Genomic DNA, 18586 nt, shown 5'->3' with positions numbered 1-18586 from the left:
ATTTGCAAAGTTACAGGACATACTGCTAAAACAGGCATTTTTTACCGGACGGATACGGACGGTCGTCAATGATAATATGTTGATAATCAATAATAATAAAAGTGAAGAGATAGACAAAAACAGACAGAGGATAAATTAGGTACAAATTAATAATGGCATAGTAAAGTAAATGGCATAAAAATGACAATGTATCAAATATGAAAAAACTATTGGGATATTAGGAAAAACAAGTGCCACTCTTGTTTTTTGCTATTTAATTTCGTATCTTTAATGACTTTCATTCTTCTAAAGACAGATAATCATATTACAGAATGACAAATATCACCTTATAAAGTGACATTTGTCACCCTATAGGATGCCCATCGTCCCGTTATAACGGGACAACTACCCGACTGCATAAAAGATTACTAATTTCTGTACCAAAAAACATTAATCTCTGCAACGAAAAGCCTTAAATGTAGTAAGGAGATAATGAATCATTACCAGATAATAATTAATTTCTTGCACAAAATGAAAGATCCCCCAATGATTTCACAATATCTTCCAGTGACTCTTTAGAATTTGCCAACATCAGTTTCTCCGTTTTTATTCTGGAGATTCTCCGGGTCAGCGTCTCTGTAGTCAGTTTCATTAAATCAGCAAAATAAGCCGGTTGAACTCCTTCCCGTAGAAAAGCACATACCCTTAAATCTTCTTCCGTGAGTTTTGGACTTATCCCTTTCAATTTAGAAACAAGTCCATAGACATTCTCTTGAAGTCGCAGCAACTCTGTCCAGTCTTTCTCGGAGAAAGAAGGGATTTTAGAAGACAAAACATTCCGTTCCTTAAATTGCCGTACTTTTGAGACAACCGGAGAACTTTCATAGATATGTAACTGAAGAGACTGATACTTCTCTTCGAGATGATTACATCGCAACATCAGCTTATCCGATTCGACATCTTTCTTCAGTATTTCCTCTTTGAAAAGATCCAGTTGGGAAAGTGCGTGCCGGTTTTTCTTCCAGAGTAGTCCAAGCAACAAAGACATCACACCAAACATACCTAAAGCAGAAGACAGAATGACCGAAGAATCACTTTTGTTATCATTTAATATCAACTGACTGGCGTATGCCTTTCTTTCCATTTCCAGTGCTTCATCAAAGTTACCATATTTCTGATAATAAAGACTACATCGTTTGCATATTTTTGCCAGATGATCGTATTCCTCTGTTTCTTTGGCAAGTTTGATTGCCTTCTTAAAGTGGATCTCTGCATTCTCTTTCTGTTCCAAATCACTTTCTACACAAGCAAGATAATAATATGCTTTAGATTTTTGATATTCATCACCGTGTTTCTCATAATAAGATGCCGCCTGCCTAATCTGCTTATCAGAGGAATGAGGAATGTTTTTATCCTCGTTGAGCTGGGTACACAATAAATTATACTCTGCCAGTTGAGCTTCATTCATTTGGCTTGACTGAATAGTCTCAAGAATAATGGATGCTGTATCAGGGTCCTGCTCCATCAGTTGCGCAGCCTTGTCCAGCCCTTGCTTCACGCTTGTTCCTTCCGGATGGCAGGCAGCTAGTGAAAGGAGCATCATATACAATAAAATTCGAAGATTATTCATAACTCTATTTTTGTCTTTGCAAAGGATTGATTGGATTTGCAAATATAAAAAATAATCGGCATTTATGCTTCTATAAGTTACACAAAATATAGTGACGCTATCCTGTTCTTATAGTGACACTATCCTTGCTAAATGGCGTCACTATCCTGACAGGATAGCGTCACTATGTTTTTTGACAAATATCAAGCCGATGCGGGCTATTAATTAAGAAGATAAGCCGTATCTTTGTAGCAAACAAGAAAATTATATATCATGATTAAAAACATTGTATTTGATTTTGGAGGAGTGATTGTAGATATTGATCGTGACAAAGCGGTTCAGGCATTTATCAAACTGGGACTGGCAGATGCTGATACCCGGCTGGATAAATATCACCAGACCGGCATCTTTCAAGAACTGGAAGAAGGTAAGTTAAGTGCGGATGAGTTTCGGAAACAGCTGGGGGATTTATGTGGCCGTCCATTGACGATGGAGGAAACCAAACAGGCATGGCTGGGCTTTTTCAACGAAGTAAATCTAAATAAACTCGATTATATATTGGAATTGAGAAAGTCCTATCATGTGTATATTTTAAGTAATACCAATCCTTTTGTTATGTCGTGGGCATGCAGCCCCGATTTCTCATCGAAGAAAAAGCCGTTGAATGATTATTGTGACAAACTATATTTGTCTTATCAGGTCGGTCACACAAAACCTGCACCCGAAATATTTGATTATATGGTGAACGATTGCAATATTATTCCTTCTGAAACTTTATTTGTAGATGACGGCGCCTCTAATATCCAAATCGGCAAAGAACTGGGATTTGAAACGTTCCAGCCGAAGAATGGTGAAGATTGGCGGGAGAAAATGACTGCTATCTTAGAGAAATAATCATATTGATTACTAATTTTTATAGTGTATATATGATAGTATCATACTCATGCTACTATCATATATACTGATTTTCTCTCTATTTTATTTCAGGTAGAGAATCTTTTCGCCAAAATCAAATATTACATTAAATTCTTCAAAAAACTTCAATCCTAAAACCCCGACTGTAGTAAACTTGGGAAGTTGTGGGGTTATTGCTATAGTTACATCATAAAAAGGCACATCAGCCATATAGCATTTTTTTGCTAGAAATGCCTTCACTGGCATCTTTCTTCCCTGACTATCGTTCCCTTGCCGAAGTTCTATATTAGAATTATCGATAAACTCTTTATAGGCAGGGTGTTGTTCCAAGAGAAATAGAAATGAAGCGTTTCCTAGGTCTAATAGAAAATCTCCCTCGAGAGAGTAATAATATTTAGAATTGGAAGCTACTTTTAATTCAGAATCGATTGCATACATATTTCCATATCCATCATTCCTCATGGGGTATTTCTTATATTTACTTTTTTTCAGTTCCAATTCTTGTCGGGTTAGTGGCATCATGTATTTAGATGAAATATTTAGTTCCATAATCTTGCTATTAGCATCGTTTAGATCTCCAAAAAGATGAATGGGATACATAATATCTATCTTTTTAGAAGCTATATTAGCAATGACAGTTTTGCCTTTATAAAATAGACCATTTACAAAAATTGTATCATTGGTTATATGTGTACATTTATACTTGTTTCCCGCTAAATTCAAAGTTGCTTTTGATTCAACCAATGAAATGTTTAAGTCGTCTAAATGATTAAATACAAAGGTGCTATCCATAACCAAGATAGGGACACCGGATTCTATCATTCCCCTCACTGGAAGTTTATTTTGCAAGATGAGATTAGCATGCAAATGCCTACTCTTTCCCTTTTTAAGGGGGATTTTACGATCTACAGATTGAGCTGAAAGAAATCCTGAAACTATAATCAAACAGAGTGTAAAAATACATTTCTTCATCATCTAAAATTTTAGTTTGTGCATTTATTAGATTTAAACATATACAAAAGAAATAATAAAAAAGAGAATATTGCAATCATACACTCTTTATCTGAATTGATTTTAATTACTTTTAACCAGCGCATGCCTCCACTTTTTTTATTGCTTCTATATAGGAATTGCATGTTATGAAACTAAACATTCGGATATTCTCTTTATATTTGCTGGAAATACAAGAAATATGCAACCACAAGTCATACTTATCACCGGAGCATCTTCCGGATTCGGCAAGATTACCGCTCAAATGTTATCGGAACGAGGGCACATCGTTTATGGAACAAGCCGGAAACCTTCCGAAGACATGAATCAAGTAAAGATGCTTGTTGTCGATGTTACCAATTCCTTTTCCGTTTGTCAGGCCGTAGAGCGGATTCTATCGGAGCAGGGACGGATTGACGTATTGATTAATAATGCCGGAATAGGTATCGGCGGCGCATTAGAACTTGCTACTGAAGAAGAAGTGAATATACAAATGAATACAAACTTCTTCGGTGTAGTGAATATGTGTAAAGCAGTTTTGCCATCTATGAGAAAGGCGCGAAAGGGCAAGATTATCAATATCAGCTCTATCGGTGGTGTAATGGGAATCCCCTATCAGGGATTTTATTCTGCTTCGAAATTTGCAGTGGAGGGATATAGCGAAGCATTGGCTTTAGAGGTTCATCCGTTCCATATAAAGGTTTGTGTAGTAGAACCGGGAGATTTCAACACCGGATTTACTGATAACCGGAATATCTCCGAACAGACAAGACTGGATGCTGATTACGGAGAAAGTTTTCTGAAATCATTGGAGATTATAGAAAAAGAGGAACGTAATGGATGCCATCCGCAGAAGTTGGGTGCTGCCATCTGTAAGATAGTGGAACGTACCAATCCTCCTTTTCGGACGAAAGTAGGTCCATGGATACAGGTGTTGTTTGCGAAGAGCAAAAAATGGTTGCCTGATGCAGTGATGCAGTGTGCCTTACGGATATTCTACGCAATTAAGTAAACGATACGATATATAAAAGAAACTGTTCCCAAAGTTTCTAAAAGAAAAATCGTCCTTACTACAACCTATCGTAGTAAGGACGATTTTGTAAAATCAAGGCTTTTTTGAACGGCCTCTTTTTTGATTTGAATATCTTCTATGTTTCCGGATTAACCTTTCGGAACCAATTCCAAAAACATGGTAGTAGTCAGCAACACGGCCAGTCCGACGCAAACGCTTATCAACAGCCAATTGATATATTTTGCTTTCGGCTTGGTGTCGGCATGCAGATTATTCAGGAAATACTCCCTAAAGAAAAGATACAGGCCGGGGATCGTGGCACTTGCCAACAAGAAATCTTCCGGAATCTGAAAGAAATAAGTTTTGGATAATCCGATCAGCGACCAGTGGCAAAGGAACAATACCAAAAACATATTGACCTTTTGCGCAAACAGCAATAACAATCCGATGGTAAACACAACTACCGAACAAGGCATGACCGGAGAAGTCATTTCCGGGAATGAAAGTCCGCGTGCCAATGAAACCAAAGGATATATAAAAGGCATTGCCAACAGGACATAAGACAGTAGATCATATTTGTGGGTACGTTCGAAGGTAGTATATCCCGTAATCGTATCCCATATCCAAATGATAGCCATCACACCCCAAAACATAGCCATCACCCCATTATAGCTACGCTCTTCACAGTAGATATAATAGTAGACCAGAGAAATCCACGTATACAGACCTATCATATAGAACTTCATCGCCATTTTCACCCACGGACGTGGTCTGCCGATAAGCAATCCGGTCAATGCAATACCAATCAGAATGATAACTATCTGTAACAGCCAAGTAGCTGAATTATAATATGCAATTGTTCTCCAAAAAATCTCCATAAAAGTTCGTTTTAGTGTCTTGTTAATGAAAAGGCTCTATGTGGGAACAGGAACATCGGGAACGTAGCTCCTACCGCCAACATGAAAATCACTGTGCTTGCTATCAGAGTATTAGAGAAGAACATCGACATAAACTTGTCCAGCTTATCCGGATCATTCACATTTTGCAGACACATGATAAGTGAAAATACCATGTTGTATGCAAACTTTCCCGGAATCATGGGAAGTAACGCCGGAATGTACAATACCGTCATCGGGCAATATACTTTTTTCCCTAACCACAAACTACCGAAGCCGATGACTAATCCGGCAAACAACGAACCTGTGGCAATATCCACGCCTAAATAGGTCATCAAACAAAAACGACAGGCGTGTCCCAGTGCTGCCAGTATGGCAATCATTTTGAATGCACGCAAAGGAGGATCGGAAATCGCACCAAATCCTATACCTGCTATTGCTGCAAAAAATCCATCCGTAAGAATGTCAAGTGCTATCATATCAAATTAAACTGTTTTTTACCATTAATAATGTGAAGGAAAGTCCGATAGCGATGCTGACAATCAACAAAGAAGCCTCTGTCAGACGGGCAAATCCTGTTAATACATATCCCTCTACCACATCAATCACGCCATTAATCAAAGGCACCCCAGGCACAAGATAAAGCACGCTGGTTGCCATGGCAATCTCCGAAGTTGTGTCGAAAATCAGCGCGGTGGAAGCACACAGGGAAGCAACAAAAGCCGAGACTATAAATACAACATAATGATTGATCTTTTTCGCCTGCATTTGTTGTTTCAGGTAGAATCCTGTAATGGTAGCCGAGAACACAATTCCCATCGAAATTAAATCACCGCCGAACAATTTGCAGAAAGACGCATTGGCAAATCCTACCAGTAGTAAAACGAAAAGCGGATGTATCCGCGGAGCAGAAATAATCTTCTTGTATTTGTCTTTCAATTCTTCCAATGACAAATGATTGTCTACTGCTTCCCAGCTTAATGCGCTTAACTCTGAATTATGTTCAAAACTGATCGGGTGTGCAGGAATGTCTATAACCTCGTTACAAGCCTCGTTTGTTTCTTTGTCTATAATAGTCAGAATGATGTTTCTATGAAATACGCTTAATTTGACATCTAGTCCGAAAGCCTCTCCAATACGCTTTGTGTTACGTACTACCCGCGAGGTGTGTACTCCGGCTCCCATTAAATGGGCTGAATATTCTGCAATAAATTTACCTATGGATAATAAAGATTCGCCTGTCTTCATGAATATGATATTTTTAAATCGGGCGCAAAAGTACAAAAAAAATAGATACCTTTGCCGCGATTAAAAATAAAAAATGCATGAATAACCAATTTACGCATCCAAAAGAGAGAATACGCTTTGCCATATTGACTTTTTTCTTCGCTCAAGGACTTTGTATGGCAAGTTGGGCCAGCCGAATCCCTGATTTCAAAGACGTTTTTGCCGCAAATTATGCTTTCTACTGGGGACTGATTTTATTTATGATCCCTGTCGGAAAATTTGTTGCGATCCCCTTGGCTGGTTATCTTGTTTCAAAGTTAGGAAGCCGGAGCATGGTACAGGTCAGTATCTTGGGATACGCTTCATCTCTGCTTTGCATTGGGCTGGCCCATGAGGTCTATCTATTAGGCTTTCTGCTCTTTTGCTTCGGTGTGTGCTGGAATTTGTGCGATATATCATTCAATACACAAGGCATTGAGGTGGAACGTATCTATGGTAAAACCATTATGGCCACTTTTCATGGAGGATGGAGTCTGGGGGCATGTGCAGGAGCACTTATCGGCTTCGTAATGATTTTGGCAGGAGTCTCCCCCATCTGGCATTATACACTGATATTTATCATCATCCTTATAATTGCACTTTCCGGGCGGAAATATTTGCAGGAGAGCGCACCGCAGGAAACGGAAGTTTCTGATACAAAGACGCAGGAAAGAAATACAGCCAAAGCTCCCAATGGTTTTCGCCTGTTATTTCAAAAACCAGAAATGTTGCTTTTGCAGTTAGGACTTGTCGGACTGTTCGCACTGATTGTAGAAAGTGCGATGTTCGACTGGAGTGCCGTTTATTTCGAATCAGTGGTTCATGTACCTAAATCATTGCAAATCGGTTTTCTTGTATTTATGATTATGATGGCAACGGGCCGTTTCTTGACTAACTATGCTTATCAGCTTTGGGGAAAGAAGAAAGTCCTGCAACTGGCGGGCAGCTTTATCTGTATCGGCTTTTTTGTTTCTGCCCTGTTAGGAGGAGTTTTCGAATCTATGGCCATGAAAGTAATTATCAATTCTTTGGGTTTCATGCTGGTCGGCTTGGGAATATCCTGCATTGTGCCTACTTTGTACAGCTTCGTGGGAGCCAAATCAAAAACACCGGTCAGTATTGCACTTACCATTCTGTCAAGTATCAGTTTTATAGGTTCGTTGATTGCTCCCCTGCTTATCGGTGCCATCTCGCAGGCGTTCGATATCCGTATCGCTTATATGCTTATCGGTATATTGGGCGGATGCATCGTATTAATTGTCAGTTTCAGTAGTGCTTTCAATATTCAGGAATCTAGCGATAAACCTGAATAGAACAAATAAAAAACGCAGCCTTTCACAGTGTTTAAAATTAAACTTCCTGTGAAAGACTGCGTCAATCTTTTAATGCCTTAACTAACCTAACTACTTTATCTTAACTATACTAACCTATCTACAAAATACCCGAAAAATCTTTTATACTACTAATAATCCTATCTTTCAATTCGTTATTTTCAACTATTGAGAAGCCACAGTCTACATTTGCCGGAGCCAATAATACAGCTTTAGCTTCTTCTGCATCTGCCATCTCTTCCGGGTGCTCTCTGAAATAAGTTTCCCATTGGGAAGCTGATTGCGGAGTTACACCCAGCACATAGTTGATAAAATCATCATCCGTCAAAAAATCCATTACCTTTGAGCACATATCGCATCCTTTTTAAGCGTTTACATAAGTAGGACGGCGTTATCCTGTCTATGTACTCAACCCATTTACCTTTTTACTAAAATTAACTTGCCAGACTACGCAACTTTGTCAATCCGCGATGCATCAAGTTGCGTACAGACTGATAATTCATATTCATAATCTCGCAGATATCCTCGTATTTCTTTTCTTCTATATAATATAATGTAAGCGCTTCGCGTTGGCGGGGAGATAATTGATCCAGCAGACGTCTAACCAATGAAAATTCATTTTTGCGTTGCTCTTCTTCCATATAATCATCTTCTACATCTGTAGGAGTGGATATGCTAACTTCTTCTACTGCCGTATCAGACATATACATACGTCTGCGAAGTTCATCACACAACTTATTCTTTAAGGAGATGAATAAATAAGATCTCAAATTATCGATTGTTCCTAATTCATCTTTCTTTGTATAGAGTTTCACGAAGATGTCATGAATACAATCTTTCAGTAACTCTTTATCAATGGTCAACTTCAATCCGTAATTAAAAAGGACATTGATGTGCAAGTTATACAGCTGTGAAAAAGCTGCCATGTTTCCCGCTTGAAAAGAAGCGAGCAAAGTGTCGGTTGAATGATTAGTCTGTTCCATCATAGCATTAATTCGATTGATTTGATGTTGCAAAACTAAGCAGTATCGACCGCAACTTTGGGTAAAATCTGGTTTGTGGATTGAAAAAACAAGTATCATGTTTTATAACACTCTTTTACTAGAAATTACCAATAAAAAGCAAAAATCCCGCTGAATGGTCTTCAACGGGATTCTTTGCTTTATAACTTATGGAACCAATAAATGCCTTCTTTCTTATCTGGCACCTTTAGATTGTATAAGCCATTTATTTTCAGTGATTTATTTATCGTTTCAATCTTTCCGGAAGCAGGATGAATGTACTTTAATACATACTTTCCGGACGATAATTGAACAGGAATTTCTGTTCCGGACTTGGAATAAATGATACTTCCAATATCAGATTTTACCATTTTCTTGTACTCATCCGTATTTGTTTCTTCCACTTCCATGGCTGCTGCATCCTTCAGGAACGCTTTATCTGTGCACGGAATTACAGGACATGAACCTCCTGCCATGAATACAGCCCATCCCATAGCCGGATAATTCTGTGCGTAGAATGTCACTGCCTTTTGAGGAAATTTCTGACGATACTCATTGACAGCTTTATATGCTTCTGTGAAAGTCACCTTTCCCACTTTCATCTTACGCATGTGCTGACGTGGCGCCATATTTTTTCCGCCTTCTGGCGCAAAGATTCCATCTGTTTTATAATGCCAGTACCGGATATCAATAATATCTACTACGGCAGCGCGTTTAGGATCTGCAAGGATTGCATCCTGTACGTCTTTCGTTGTACTCAATGCCACTTTCGCTTTCTTCCCGGTTTCAGTTTCCCATTCAGCTATCACGTCCAACCAAAATTGTACGAAGTGCAACGGGCCTGTAAATTCGGCACTTGTCAACTGAATAACATTCGAATTGTCCGCGAAGTTATTCAGGCATTGGCGGATATATTGTCTGTGCAGTTCACGACGGACAGGATGACTGATATCATAGAACATATCCGCCACAAAGATTCGTTTGTCTCCGGCAAATGGAGCAGGTTCAGGAAATCCGGTCTGATTGATGTTATTGCTGCTTCTCCATGGAGAATCTACCCAATGCGCACCGGCTTCCAATATATTGTGCTGGAAATAGTTTTCATGGAACAACAGCAGTCCGTCCTTATTTCCTTTTTCTGCAAATTCTTTTAAGCGGCTCCAGTACCATGCATTAGGGCGTTTCAAATCATATTTGCTCAATCCTTCCCATGCTGTTCCCTGACCGCTACGACCGAATGGCTGTTCATAGAAAGGTCCCCATACATCACCATCCCGACGGCGAACCCGTTCGTGGTCATCCCGGCGACGATCATACCAAAGACCGTAATTCTGATCGAAAACAAGAATGTTTTTCTGTTTCATAAAGTCGACTACAGAATCAATGCGGTCGGTTAATCCCAATCCCTCTCGTCCCGGCACAAAGCGGGTGATGGCCGGACTTGCCTTTTTCAGATAATTGGTTTTGAGCTTTCCGTTCCACCAAGGGGTGGTATGACTACCTCCAACCAATAGAGCTCCGTCCATCTGAATACGTCCATTGGTTACAGTTACTTCCGGTTGGGTTAATAATTTAGCAGCAGAAAAAGAAGAAGAATTTGCAAGTGCAGTGCTCTTTTTCTCTTTAATATCATCGATTGATTTTACTCCGGCTGATGCCACCGAAGGAGCAAACTTGTTATCGCCGATCCAATGTTCCAACGTCAATCGTGGTTTATATGCTTCTTTAGCGAGTTCCATAGCTACTTCCACTGTAGGACTACTGGTTGCACTTGTATTTCTGGGCAGAATACGTGCACGTTCTGCACATTCTTTGTTCAATCGTTCTCCCAATTGAGCATAAAAAATACTACGAGGTTGTACATGATTGTTGGACTGTGCCCATTCACCGTCACCGGAGAATTGTGCCCAACAACCGTATGCACGGTTCATCGCATCTTTTGCCGGGGCATAACATTCGATTTCCGCTGCGGTACATTGCCAAAACAAGCTGTTTGCCGTATTCCAACCAGCTCCGTTTTTATCTTGTCCCAAATTCTTGAAAGTCAGGTTATGACCGTCGATATTTACTACGTCAAACAACAGTCCGCATGCCCAGGCATCAATAGAACCGCTGAATCCCAAAGATTCATACGAATCACATTGTACAAAAGCATTGGGACCGGCTGCACAATATCCGGCAGCAAAGTCATGAATACCCTGTTCCGAATAGCAGCGTTGAAATAAAGTTTGTTGTCCCAACGTATGGAAAGTGCAACGACGCATCCCTCCGATTTCTGAAACGGGTTCTTTCGAGATACAGTCTTCAACGGTAATTTTGGAACCTGTACGCTGAACAATTACAGCACTTCCTGCAAAATGCTTGAAGTTAACCAGTCTCACCCAACAGTTTTCCGCATCTTCAATGGAGATACCTGTCCAGCAATGATCCTCGTCTTTAGGATAACGTTTGTCGTAATCAGAAATCAGTGTCATATTTTCTACGCCACAATCGTGAATACGTCCGTTCCATTGATAAGTCAACAGGGAAGAAGTTCCATAGTTGGCATCCAAAGCTACGGTCAGCGGAGCATCCAGTGTTACCTGGTTGCCGTTTACTTCGCAGACTGTTCTGTCCCAAGTCAGATCCATGTCACCTTCTTTCCATCCCAAAGCACTGATACCTCCTCCAAAAATATCACAACCCAAAGAGGCAATCCATTCTTTGCCGGAAGGACGGGTAACCATGACGCGATCTCCTTTTTTCAGAGAAACACCCGAAGCAACTTCCAATGTTCTCGCGTTTACCGGAACATAGTGGGAAAGCACCTTCAATGTGTCTTGCACATTCAGGTCGTCCATTCCTTCCATGTAGATAAGCGCACCTCTGTCTACGCCTTTTTTCAGCAGTATTGTTTTTTCTTTATCCGTACCCCGCAATACAATTCCGGATGCGGAGATACGAATACTGCCGGACAGGGAAAATTCTCCCTGATCGAGTAATACGGCTCCCCGAAAACCGGAAGCGTCAGGAGTCAGCGAAGCTACATAATCAATGGCACGTTGAATACGCGCAGTATTATCTCCGGCTTTCCAGGGTACAAACACCACATTACGGACAGAAGGAATATCCTGTTCGGAGGATTTATATCCGCATGTAGAGAAATCGAGAATCCGGTTTCCCCGATCATCATTCAGGTAAGTGATCTGGTCATTCTTAACCTGTAAAGCAAAGGTTTGCGCATAACTTTGCACAAACCCAATGCTCAATAATCCTAAAAGGATCGTTCTTACTTGTATATTCATTACAATAAACTTTAATCTCTTTTCATCCGGTTACAACAGACTTTTCCGTTTAGACAATGTATCGTAATTGTTCTTCAAGTCTGTCCAGTCCACTTTCTTTCTGGTGTCTATACCATTGATGTATTTTTCAATATTGGTATATCCGTCACCGTTGCAGTCCATGTTGGCGTCGGTCGGGTCATTCGGATTCAATCCGTTAGCTATTTCCCAAGCATCCGGCATACCGTCGCCGTCCGAGTCTACTACCGCTTTACCTTTATATTCGGGCAGTCCGCCTACCTGACGAATATCTGTGATGATACCTTGCTTGTAAGAATCAGCCGGTAACCGTCTCTTCACGTAAGGAGAGACAAACTCCGGTGCATCTTTCGCATAAATGGCCTTTCCTGTTTGTACGGTTTTAATGACACGTGCATCTACTGCGTCACGTTTCGGAAAATTAGCTCCTACATTATCTAATACAAAGGTATAAGCTTTTTTGGTATCCATTACAGTTACCGATGGCATTTTGAAAGCCTCGTCCGATTTAATTAGCGGCAAGAACTTTGTGGCGTCCACCTCTTCTTTAAGTTGTACGCCTCCGTCCCAGTTATCTTTTGTAACTTTGGCATTGCCATGGATAATATTTCCATTTACGTATGCTTTTCCGAATGAAAGCGGCCTGTTTTTGTCACGTCCTGCTTCCGGTTTGAGAATACGATAAGAAATCGGTTTACCTATCGGAGTGATCGGACCGGGTTTGAAGTAGTTGTTTATCATATTGTAGAAACTGTTGTGATCGCCTCCGTCTACGGAACGGTTCCACCAGTTGAAAACAACATTATTGACGAAGTTAAAGTCGCCGTCCATACCTACCGAACTATTCCGGCTGATGTTGGAAGCAAAGAGATTACGACAGAACATACTGTTATGCCCACCGATGGTTGCACCGAAAGCATGATTGTAGGTATCCAATGCTTCAGAGAAAATAGAATTCTGGATGGTAATGTTTACTGTCGGAAGTTTCAGCCCGTGTCCGTCTGCCCCTCTGTTGTATACATGACGGTAGATAGACATGTTTTCATCCAATCCCCAACTGGCGGAGCAATGGTCAATCATGATATTTCCAACCGCATTCCCTCCTACTGCATCATCACGGAAAGCTACGTCCTGCGCACCGCGGCGGAAGCGCATGTGGCGAATCACGACATCGTGTGTATCGATCAGGAAAGATTGTCCGGTGACGCAGATACCATCTCCGGGAGCTGTTTGTCCGGCAATCGTTACATAAGGGGCACGTACGCTAATCGGGCTTTTCAACCGAATCACTCCCGCTACATTGAATACAATAATACGTGCACCTCCCGTTTCGCAGGCTTCGCGTAATGTTCCGGGACCGGAATCTTCCAGCGAAGTGACTACGATCACTTTACCGCCACGACCACCGGGAGTATACATACCTCCGCCTTCCGCGCCGGGGAAAGCCGGGATATTACTTTTTATCAAATCTTCGGGTTTGGAGGCCCAAGGCTTATAGGGACGACCTTTCTTTGCTTCTTCTAACACTGTCGGCAAAGCTTTTTCCCATGCCGCATCCGATTTCCGTTCAAACTCCGCTTCTTGTTTTGCTCCTCTTGCTTTTACCGAGTCCGGAATTACAGGATACTGGGCTGCCACAGGTAGTACACAGGCAACCAGCATCCACGCTGATAATACTTTCTTAATGTTGTTCATTCTTTCGAATCTTAATTAGGTTTCTAAAAGGACGATTAAGAAAGCATTTTGTAATCGGTTATCTCTCTCCTTTCCGCCATTCATTCATATATTCGCGAGGGGACTGATTATATTTTTTCCGGAAACACTTACTATAATATCCCGAATCCTTGAATCCGACAGCAAAAGCAATTTCGGAAACACTTAAATCCGTATTTTTAATCAGCTCGATAGATTTATTCAAACGAATCTCTTTCACCAGGTCAACGGGTGCCAAGCCAGTAAGACTCTTCAGTTTCTTGAAGAATGCCGAACGGCTCAATCCGATACCGGATGCTATGGTGTCAATGTTAAAGTCACTGTCGTCCATATTTTCTTCAATGACCTGATGTATCTTTTCGAGGAACTGTACGTCTTTCTTTACCAAAAATTGTTCGTAGCTGTCTTCTTCGGTCGTCGTCTGGTTTTCCATTTGCTGACGGATTCGTTCACGGAACAGTTTCCGTTCGGCAAGCAACTGGTCGATACGTGCCAACAGATATTCCTTACTGAAAGGTTTGGTGATGTAGGCGTTCGCCCCTAAAGTGATCGCTTTGGTCTTGGCGCCTTCATCATTCTTCGCAGTCAGGATAATGACAGGGATATGACTGATTTGGAAATCTTTGCGGATGGATTGCAACATTTCAAGCCCATCCATTTCGGGCATCATCTGATCGGTCACCACAATATCCGGATGATACAGATGTACTTTCTTCAAACCTTCCACTCCGTTATTAGCAATATGGATATTGAACTTGTCTTCCAGCTGAAGCTTTATCAACTGGCAAAGGTCTTTGTTATCTTCCACCAACAGAAGGGTCGGTAATGAAGCGTCGATTTCCGGTTCTTCTTCCGTACCGTCTTCGGATATGGCATTTGCAACAGGATCTTGTTCTACCGAAACAGGGGCTGTCTCCGTATCTCCCACATAGAAGTCTACTTCTGACGGACGGTAATGTTCCTTATCCATCAGGAGTTCTACAATAAACACCGCTCCTTGTCCTTCGGGACTTTCGGCACGAATCTGTCCGTGATGCAGATTGACGATCTCTTTTGAAAGTGCCAATCCGATACCCGTGCCCTGATAATAGGAGTTTTTCGCGTTCTCTCCTTGCGAGAAGCGTTCGAAAATCTCGGTCAGTTTATTTTGTGGAATACCTACTCCGTTATCTTCCACCCGTACATAACAACGTTTACCGTCGTCTGTCAATCCGGTAGTTATATAAATACTTCCTCCGGAATGAGTGAATTTGAATGCGTTGGATATGATGTTGCGGATAACAATGCTCATTTTTTCCTTGTCCGCCCATACCATAATCGGTTCATCCGGCAACTGGAAAGTAAAACTGATCTCGTTTTCTTCGGAAAGTACCCGGAATTCTTTCTGGAAAGAAGCTATCATCTCATTAAAATCAATTAATGACACATGCAAACGCATCTTGCCGTTCTGAATCTTCCGGAAATCAAGGATCTGATTCACTAATTGCAGCATTTGATTGGTGTTCTTCTCCATCAGATCCACATATTGCAATCCTTTCGGAGAGAGCTTTTCGCGTTCTCTTAGTTCCTGTATCGGACCTTTTATCAATGTCAAAGGAGTGCGCAATTCATGGGAGATATTGGTAAAGAACTTGATTTTCATCTCCGATACCTTCTGCTCGATATAAATATCATTCTTCATTTTGAGCATGAAGAAAGCCAGGCGCAGGCTGAAATAGAGAGCTGCCAAACCTAGAATTACATATATAAGGGTTGCCCACCAGCTCAACCACCACGGTGGAAGGATAGTGATGGCCAGTGTACAGTTGGAAACCAGCTCCGGATTGGCTTCATCTACGGTTTCTACACGGAATGTATAGTCGCCGGGAGGTACGTTAGTGTAAGAAGCTATACGGTTCTTTCCGTTATAATGCCATTCTTTTTCATATCCTTCAAGTATATATCGATAAGATACCCGGTTCTGATTATAGAAATTCAATGCGGCAAATTCAATCGTGAACATGGATTGATTGTAGTTCAGTTCGATTGCTTTGGCGTATGTGATGGATTCTTTCAGAATCGGACATTCGCGGAAACTACGCAGATCGCGGTTGGAAACTTTAAAGTCAACAATACGTGTATCGTAGTTCGTATGCAATGTTTCCAGTTTGTCGGGAGAGAATGTCAGGATTCCCTGCCGGGTACCAATCCACAAGTCTCCATTCAAGGTACGGAGGGCACTACCCTCTTCCAGTTCTACGTTCAGGAAACCGTCGTATTTGTCGTAGTTACGAAACTGTTCGGTAGCCTTATTGAAGCAGGACAAGCCAATTTCCGTTGTAAACCACAAGTTGCCGTTTTTATCTTCTACGATGGATTTGACTACATCATTATTCATTCCTTCGCGTATGCCGTATGATTTGAAGATCGGTTCACGCTTTTCTTTATCATAGCGGACTAATTTATTCAAACCGCCTCCGAATACACTTACCCAGATTTGCGAATCAGTATCTTTGTAGAGTACATAAATATCGTTATCCGCTACGTTTGAATTTTCGCTGACTTGGCGGTACGTTTCAAACTGGATCTGTTCGGGGGTAGTGAAATGTCCGTCGAAAGACATCAGGCCATCCATTGTTCCTACCCAAATACGTCCGTCTTCATCTTCCGTCATGGTACGTACCTCCATATAAAGACCGTATGCAGGATATTGTTTCAAGCCATTGTATTTATGTATAAAGGTAATTGCTCCGTTCTCTTCGGAAATTAGATTCAGACCTCCTCCCAGTAATCCTACCCAAATGCGTCCCTGGCTGTCCTGATAGGTAAAGTACACATCGTTGTTACTGATAGAATTCGGATTCTTGGGGTCATTGATATAACGGGTAAAACGCAACCCGTGCGGTGAATTCATGTCCGGTTCGGCTTTAACAAGCCCGTTTCCCTTGGTGGAAAACCAAAGATTACCGTCTTTGTCTTCCATAATATGATATACGGCTCCTAACAGATAGTTCTTATCCGAGAAGATTTGTTTCACTTGTCCGTTACGATCCAGGCGATACAGAGCTTGCCAGCGGGTTCCTACCCAAATATCCCCATTTTGCGCCTGGAAGAGAGCACGTATTCCCTGGTTCCAGGAAGTCGATCTTTCGGGCACTACCGGAGATGGAGAAACTTCTGTCAGCAGTTGGAATTGCTTCTTGGGGAAATTAAGCCGGTATACTCCGCTGCTTGTAGATGCCAGCCAAAGGATGCCATCTTTATCCAGCAGAAGATGGAAGAAAAGCTGATTGGGAAGATCGTCGGAGAAAGGCTTCAATTGGTTGATACGGGTCATTTCCAGTTTCTCCCTGTCGAATAGAAGAATTTCTCCTCCCGGAGTCATAAAGAACATGCCCTGTTCGCCGGCATCCTGCATTTCAAAATTGCCGATTGCGTTCTGATTGGGGAATGTAAAGCGGTGATGGCTCCTGTTCAGGGGATCATAATAGGTCAATGCCTGGTTACCCTCCTGAAACCATACCTTATCATATTTATCATAGAATATAATTCCATTGTCCTTTTCGGGGATGGTAAAGGGGAGCTTGGTCAACTGCTTGTAGCCGATATTATACTCGTATGCTCCTTCGTTAGTGGTAATGTACATCAGACCGGATTCCGTTACCAGCAAATTAGAAACCGGCTGTTTAATTTCCGGTATCTCGTAACGGTTGACAACTCCGTTTTGCGGATCAATGCTATAAATATGCCCTTTCTTGTCTCCCAACCATAAGAATTTAGAATTATAGGAGGCACAAGTAAACTGATCCGGGTTAGCAGATACCTTTTTCTGTATAAAGTCGGCAGGTTTGTCTTTCAGCGCTTCCCCTTTCCGTAGGGACAGAATCTGATAATCCATACCGATCCAATTGATAAATTCGGCTGTTTCGCAGAATATGTTGTGTTTCAGACGCATGTCGTACACGTTCACGTTAGGACGCGAATCATGCAATTGTTTCATCGTTATTTTACCTTCCTTGTCGGTGTACGCACGCAAAAGGCTTTTATCTTTTGTCAGCAACAATACGTCGCCGTCTTCGGTCGTCTGAATCTTGATAATCTGAATGTTTTCGGAATATTCTTTCACATCGTCGTAGACGGCATGAAAGCTCTCATGCCGTTTATCGAACAGATAGAGTTTACGGTCGATAGTTTTAATCCACAGAAAACCATTCTTATCTTCTACGATACGCTGAATTTTACGCGGCGGAATATCTGTGGAATAAAAGCCGTCATGATTATCGTAGGAACGGAATTTACTTCCGTCAAAGCTACATAGTCCATACCAGGTACCAAACCAGATAAATCCGTCTTGTCCTTTTAATGTACAGTTTACGATATTATTAGGCAAACCACGTTCAGCCGTGTAGTGTTCTACAATCATATTTGGATAGGCAAAAGCATACATGCCTATCATGGATAGTAATAGTATTAGAATATTCCGTTTTCTCATTGATGGCTATAATTGGAATTAAACGTACTCAAAGATAGTCTTTTTTTTTGAATAGTGCTTTAGTAACATATAAAAAACAAGTTGGCAGGTCACCCCGCTAA

13 protein-coding genes are annotated in these 18586 nt (G+C 41.2%); 3 read left to right on the top strand and 10 right to left on the bottom strand.

The genetic code is table 11. The annotated features are described in order from the left end of the window. Nucleotides 1-493 precede the first annotated feature (493 nt). Nucleotides 494-1609, bottom strand: coding sequence for a tetratricopeptide repeat protein (locus KQP79_RS02270; protein WP_004309742.1), 1116 nt, complete (start codon nucleotides 1607-1609; stop codon nucleotides 494-496). 252 nt (nucleotides 1610-1861) lie between these two features. Between KQP79_RS02270 and KQP79_RS02265 the strand changes: the two genes are divergently transcribed. After that, nucleotides 1862-2482: an HAD family hydrolase gene (locus tag KQP79_RS02265; RefSeq protein WP_004306105.1), complete on the top strand. Its 621-nt coding sequence runs from the start codon at nucleotides 1862-1864 to the stop codon at nucleotides 2480-2482. Between the two features lie 84 nt (nucleotides 2483-2566). Here KQP79_RS02265 and KQP79_RS02260 read toward each other — a convergent pair whose 3' ends face one another. Further along, on the bottom strand, nucleotides 2567-3478 hold the full coding sequence (locus KQP79_RS02260) for a hypothetical protein (protein ID WP_004309743.1): 912 nt from the start codon (nucleotides 3476-3478) through the stop codon (nucleotides 2567-2569). Between the two features lie 217 nt (nucleotides 3479-3695). Here KQP79_RS02260 and KQP79_RS02255 point away from each other — a divergent pair, with 217 nt between their 5' ends. Next, nucleotides 3696-4505, top strand: coding sequence for an SDR family oxidoreductase (locus KQP79_RS02255; protein ID WP_004309745.1), 810 nt, complete (start codon nucleotides 3696-3698; stop codon nucleotides 4503-4505). Nucleotides 4506-4654: 149 nt separating this feature from the next. Here KQP79_RS02255 and KQP79_RS02250 read toward each other — a convergent pair whose 3' ends face one another. From KQP79_RS02250 to KQP79_RS02240, 3 genes are read right to left on the bottom strand one after another with little or no spacing between them, the layout of a single operon-like run. After that, on the bottom strand, nucleotides 4655-5383 hold the full coding sequence (locus KQP79_RS02250) for a DUF6064 family protein (RefSeq protein ID WP_004309746.1): 729 nt from the start codon (nucleotides 5381-5383) through the stop codon (nucleotides 4655-4657). 11 nt (nucleotides 5384-5394) lie between these two features. Further along, complete coding sequence (locus tag KQP79_RS02245) at nucleotides 5395-5880, bottom strand: threonine/serine exporter family protein (protein WP_004309747.1); 486 nt, start codon at nucleotides 5878-5880, stop codon at nucleotides 5395-5397. A gap of 1 nt (nucleotide 5881) precedes the next feature. Next, nucleotides 5882-6649, bottom strand: coding sequence for a threonine/serine exporter family protein (locus tag KQP79_RS02240; protein ID WP_004296023.1), 768 nt, complete (start codon nucleotides 6647-6649; stop codon nucleotides 5882-5884). A gap of 77 nt (nucleotides 6650-6726) precedes the next feature. Between KQP79_RS02240 and KQP79_RS02235 the strand changes: the two genes are divergently transcribed. Then, nucleotides 6727-7980 carry an MFS transporter gene (locus KQP79_RS02235; protein ID WP_008640300.1) on the top strand — a complete coding sequence of 418 codons (1254 nt, stop codon included), beginning with the start codon at nucleotides 6727-6729 and terminating at the stop codon, nucleotides 7978-7980. A 118-nt stretch (nucleotides 7981-8098) separates the two neighbouring features. On the opposite strand, the gene KQP79_RS02230 is transcribed toward KQP79_RS02235, so the two are convergent. From KQP79_RS02230 to KQP79_RS02210, 5 genes are all read right to left on the bottom strand, one after another. Beyond that, a complete protein-coding gene (locus tag KQP79_RS02230; RefSeq protein WP_004309749.1) occupies nucleotides 8099-8350 on the bottom strand; it encodes a hypothetical protein in 252 nt (83 codons plus the stop codon). An 82-nt stretch (nucleotides 8351-8432) separates the two neighbouring features. Beyond that, nucleotides 8433-8984: an RNA polymerase sigma factor gene (locus tag KQP79_RS02225; protein WP_004296026.1), complete on the bottom strand. Its 552-nt coding sequence runs from the start codon at nucleotides 8982-8984 to the stop codon at nucleotides 8433-8435. 176 nt (nucleotides 8985-9160) lie between these two features. Beyond that, the gene (locus tag KQP79_RS02220; protein ID WP_061448353.1) at nucleotides 9161-12283 is read right to left on the bottom strand and encodes a DUF6298 domain-containing protein; all 3123 of its coding nucleotides are present in this window, start codon (nucleotides 12281-12283) and stop codon (nucleotides 9161-9163) included. 30 nt (nucleotides 12284-12313) lie between these two features. Then, a complete protein-coding gene (locus KQP79_RS02215) occupies nucleotides 12314-13996 on the bottom strand; it encodes a hypothetical protein (RefSeq protein ID WP_061448352.1) in 1683 nt (560 codons plus the stop codon). A 58-nt stretch (nucleotides 13997-14054) separates the two neighbouring features. After that, nucleotides 14055-18485, bottom strand: a complete 4431-nt coding sequence (locus tag KQP79_RS02210; protein WP_004309752.1) for a two-component regulator propeller domain-containing protein — start codon at nucleotides 18483-18485, stop codon at nucleotides 14055-14057. Nucleotides 18486-18586: the final 101 nt, after the last annotated feature.

It is taken from the genome of Bacteroides sp. DH3716P, assembly GCF_025914115.1.
Classification (GTDB): Bacteria; Bacteroidota; Bacteroidia; order Bacteroidales; family Bacteroidaceae; genus Bacteroides; species Bacteroides ovatus.
The sequence above is the reverse complement of the archived record's forward strand: the minus strand, read 5'-3'. Positions and strand labels throughout refer to the sequence as shown.

Excerpts from the sequence above, each read along its gene's own strand:
- KQP79_RS02270 (WP_004309742.1), bottom strand. The coding sequence starts at position 1,609 with ATGAATAATCTTCGAATTTTATTGTATATGATGCTCCTTTCACTAGCT.
- KQP79_RS02265 (WP_004306105.1), top strand. The coding sequence starts at position 1,862 with ATGATTAAAAACATTGTATTTGATTTTGGAGGAGTGATTGTAGATATT.
- KQP79_RS02260 (WP_004309743.1), bottom strand. The coding sequence starts at position 3,478 with ATGATGAAGAAATGTATTTTTACACTCTGTTTGATTATAGTTTCAGGA.
- KQP79_RS02255 (WP_004309745.1), top strand. The coding sequence starts at position 3,696 with ATGCAACCACAAGTCATACTTATCACCGGAGCATCTTCCGGATTCGGC.
- KQP79_RS02250 (WP_004309746.1), bottom strand. The coding sequence starts at position 5,383 with ATGGAGATTTTTTGGAGAACAATTGCATATTATAATTCAGCTACTTGG.
- KQP79_RS02245 (WP_004309747.1), bottom strand. The coding sequence starts at position 5,880 with ATGATAGCACTTGACATTCTTACGGATGGATTTTTTGCAGCAATAGCA.
- KQP79_RS02240 (WP_004296023.1), bottom strand. The coding sequence starts at position 6,649 with ATGAAGACAGGCGAATCTTTATTATCCATAGGTAAATTTATTGCAGAA.
- KQP79_RS02235 (WP_008640300.1), top strand. The coding sequence starts at position 6,727 with ATGAATAACCAATTTACGCATCCAAAAGAGAGAATACGCTTTGCCATA.
- KQP79_RS02230 (WP_004309749.1), bottom strand. The coding sequence starts at position 8,350 with ATGTGCTCAAAGGTAATGGATTTTTTGACGGATGATGATTTTATCAAC.
- KQP79_RS02225 (WP_004296026.1), bottom strand. The coding sequence starts at position 8,984 with ATGATGGAACAGACTAATCATTCAACCGACACTTTGCTCGCTTCTTTT.
- KQP79_RS02220 (WP_061448353.1), bottom strand. The coding sequence starts at position 12,283 with ATGAATATACAAGTAAGAACGATCCTTTTAGGATTATTGAGCATTGGG.
- KQP79_RS02215 (WP_061448352.1), bottom strand. The coding sequence starts at position 13,996 with ATGAACAACATTAAGAAAGTATTATCAGCGTGGATGCTGGTTGCCTGT.
- KQP79_RS02210 (WP_004309752.1), bottom strand. The coding sequence starts at position 18,485 with ATGAGAAAACGGAATATTCTAATACTATTACTATCCATGATAGGCATG.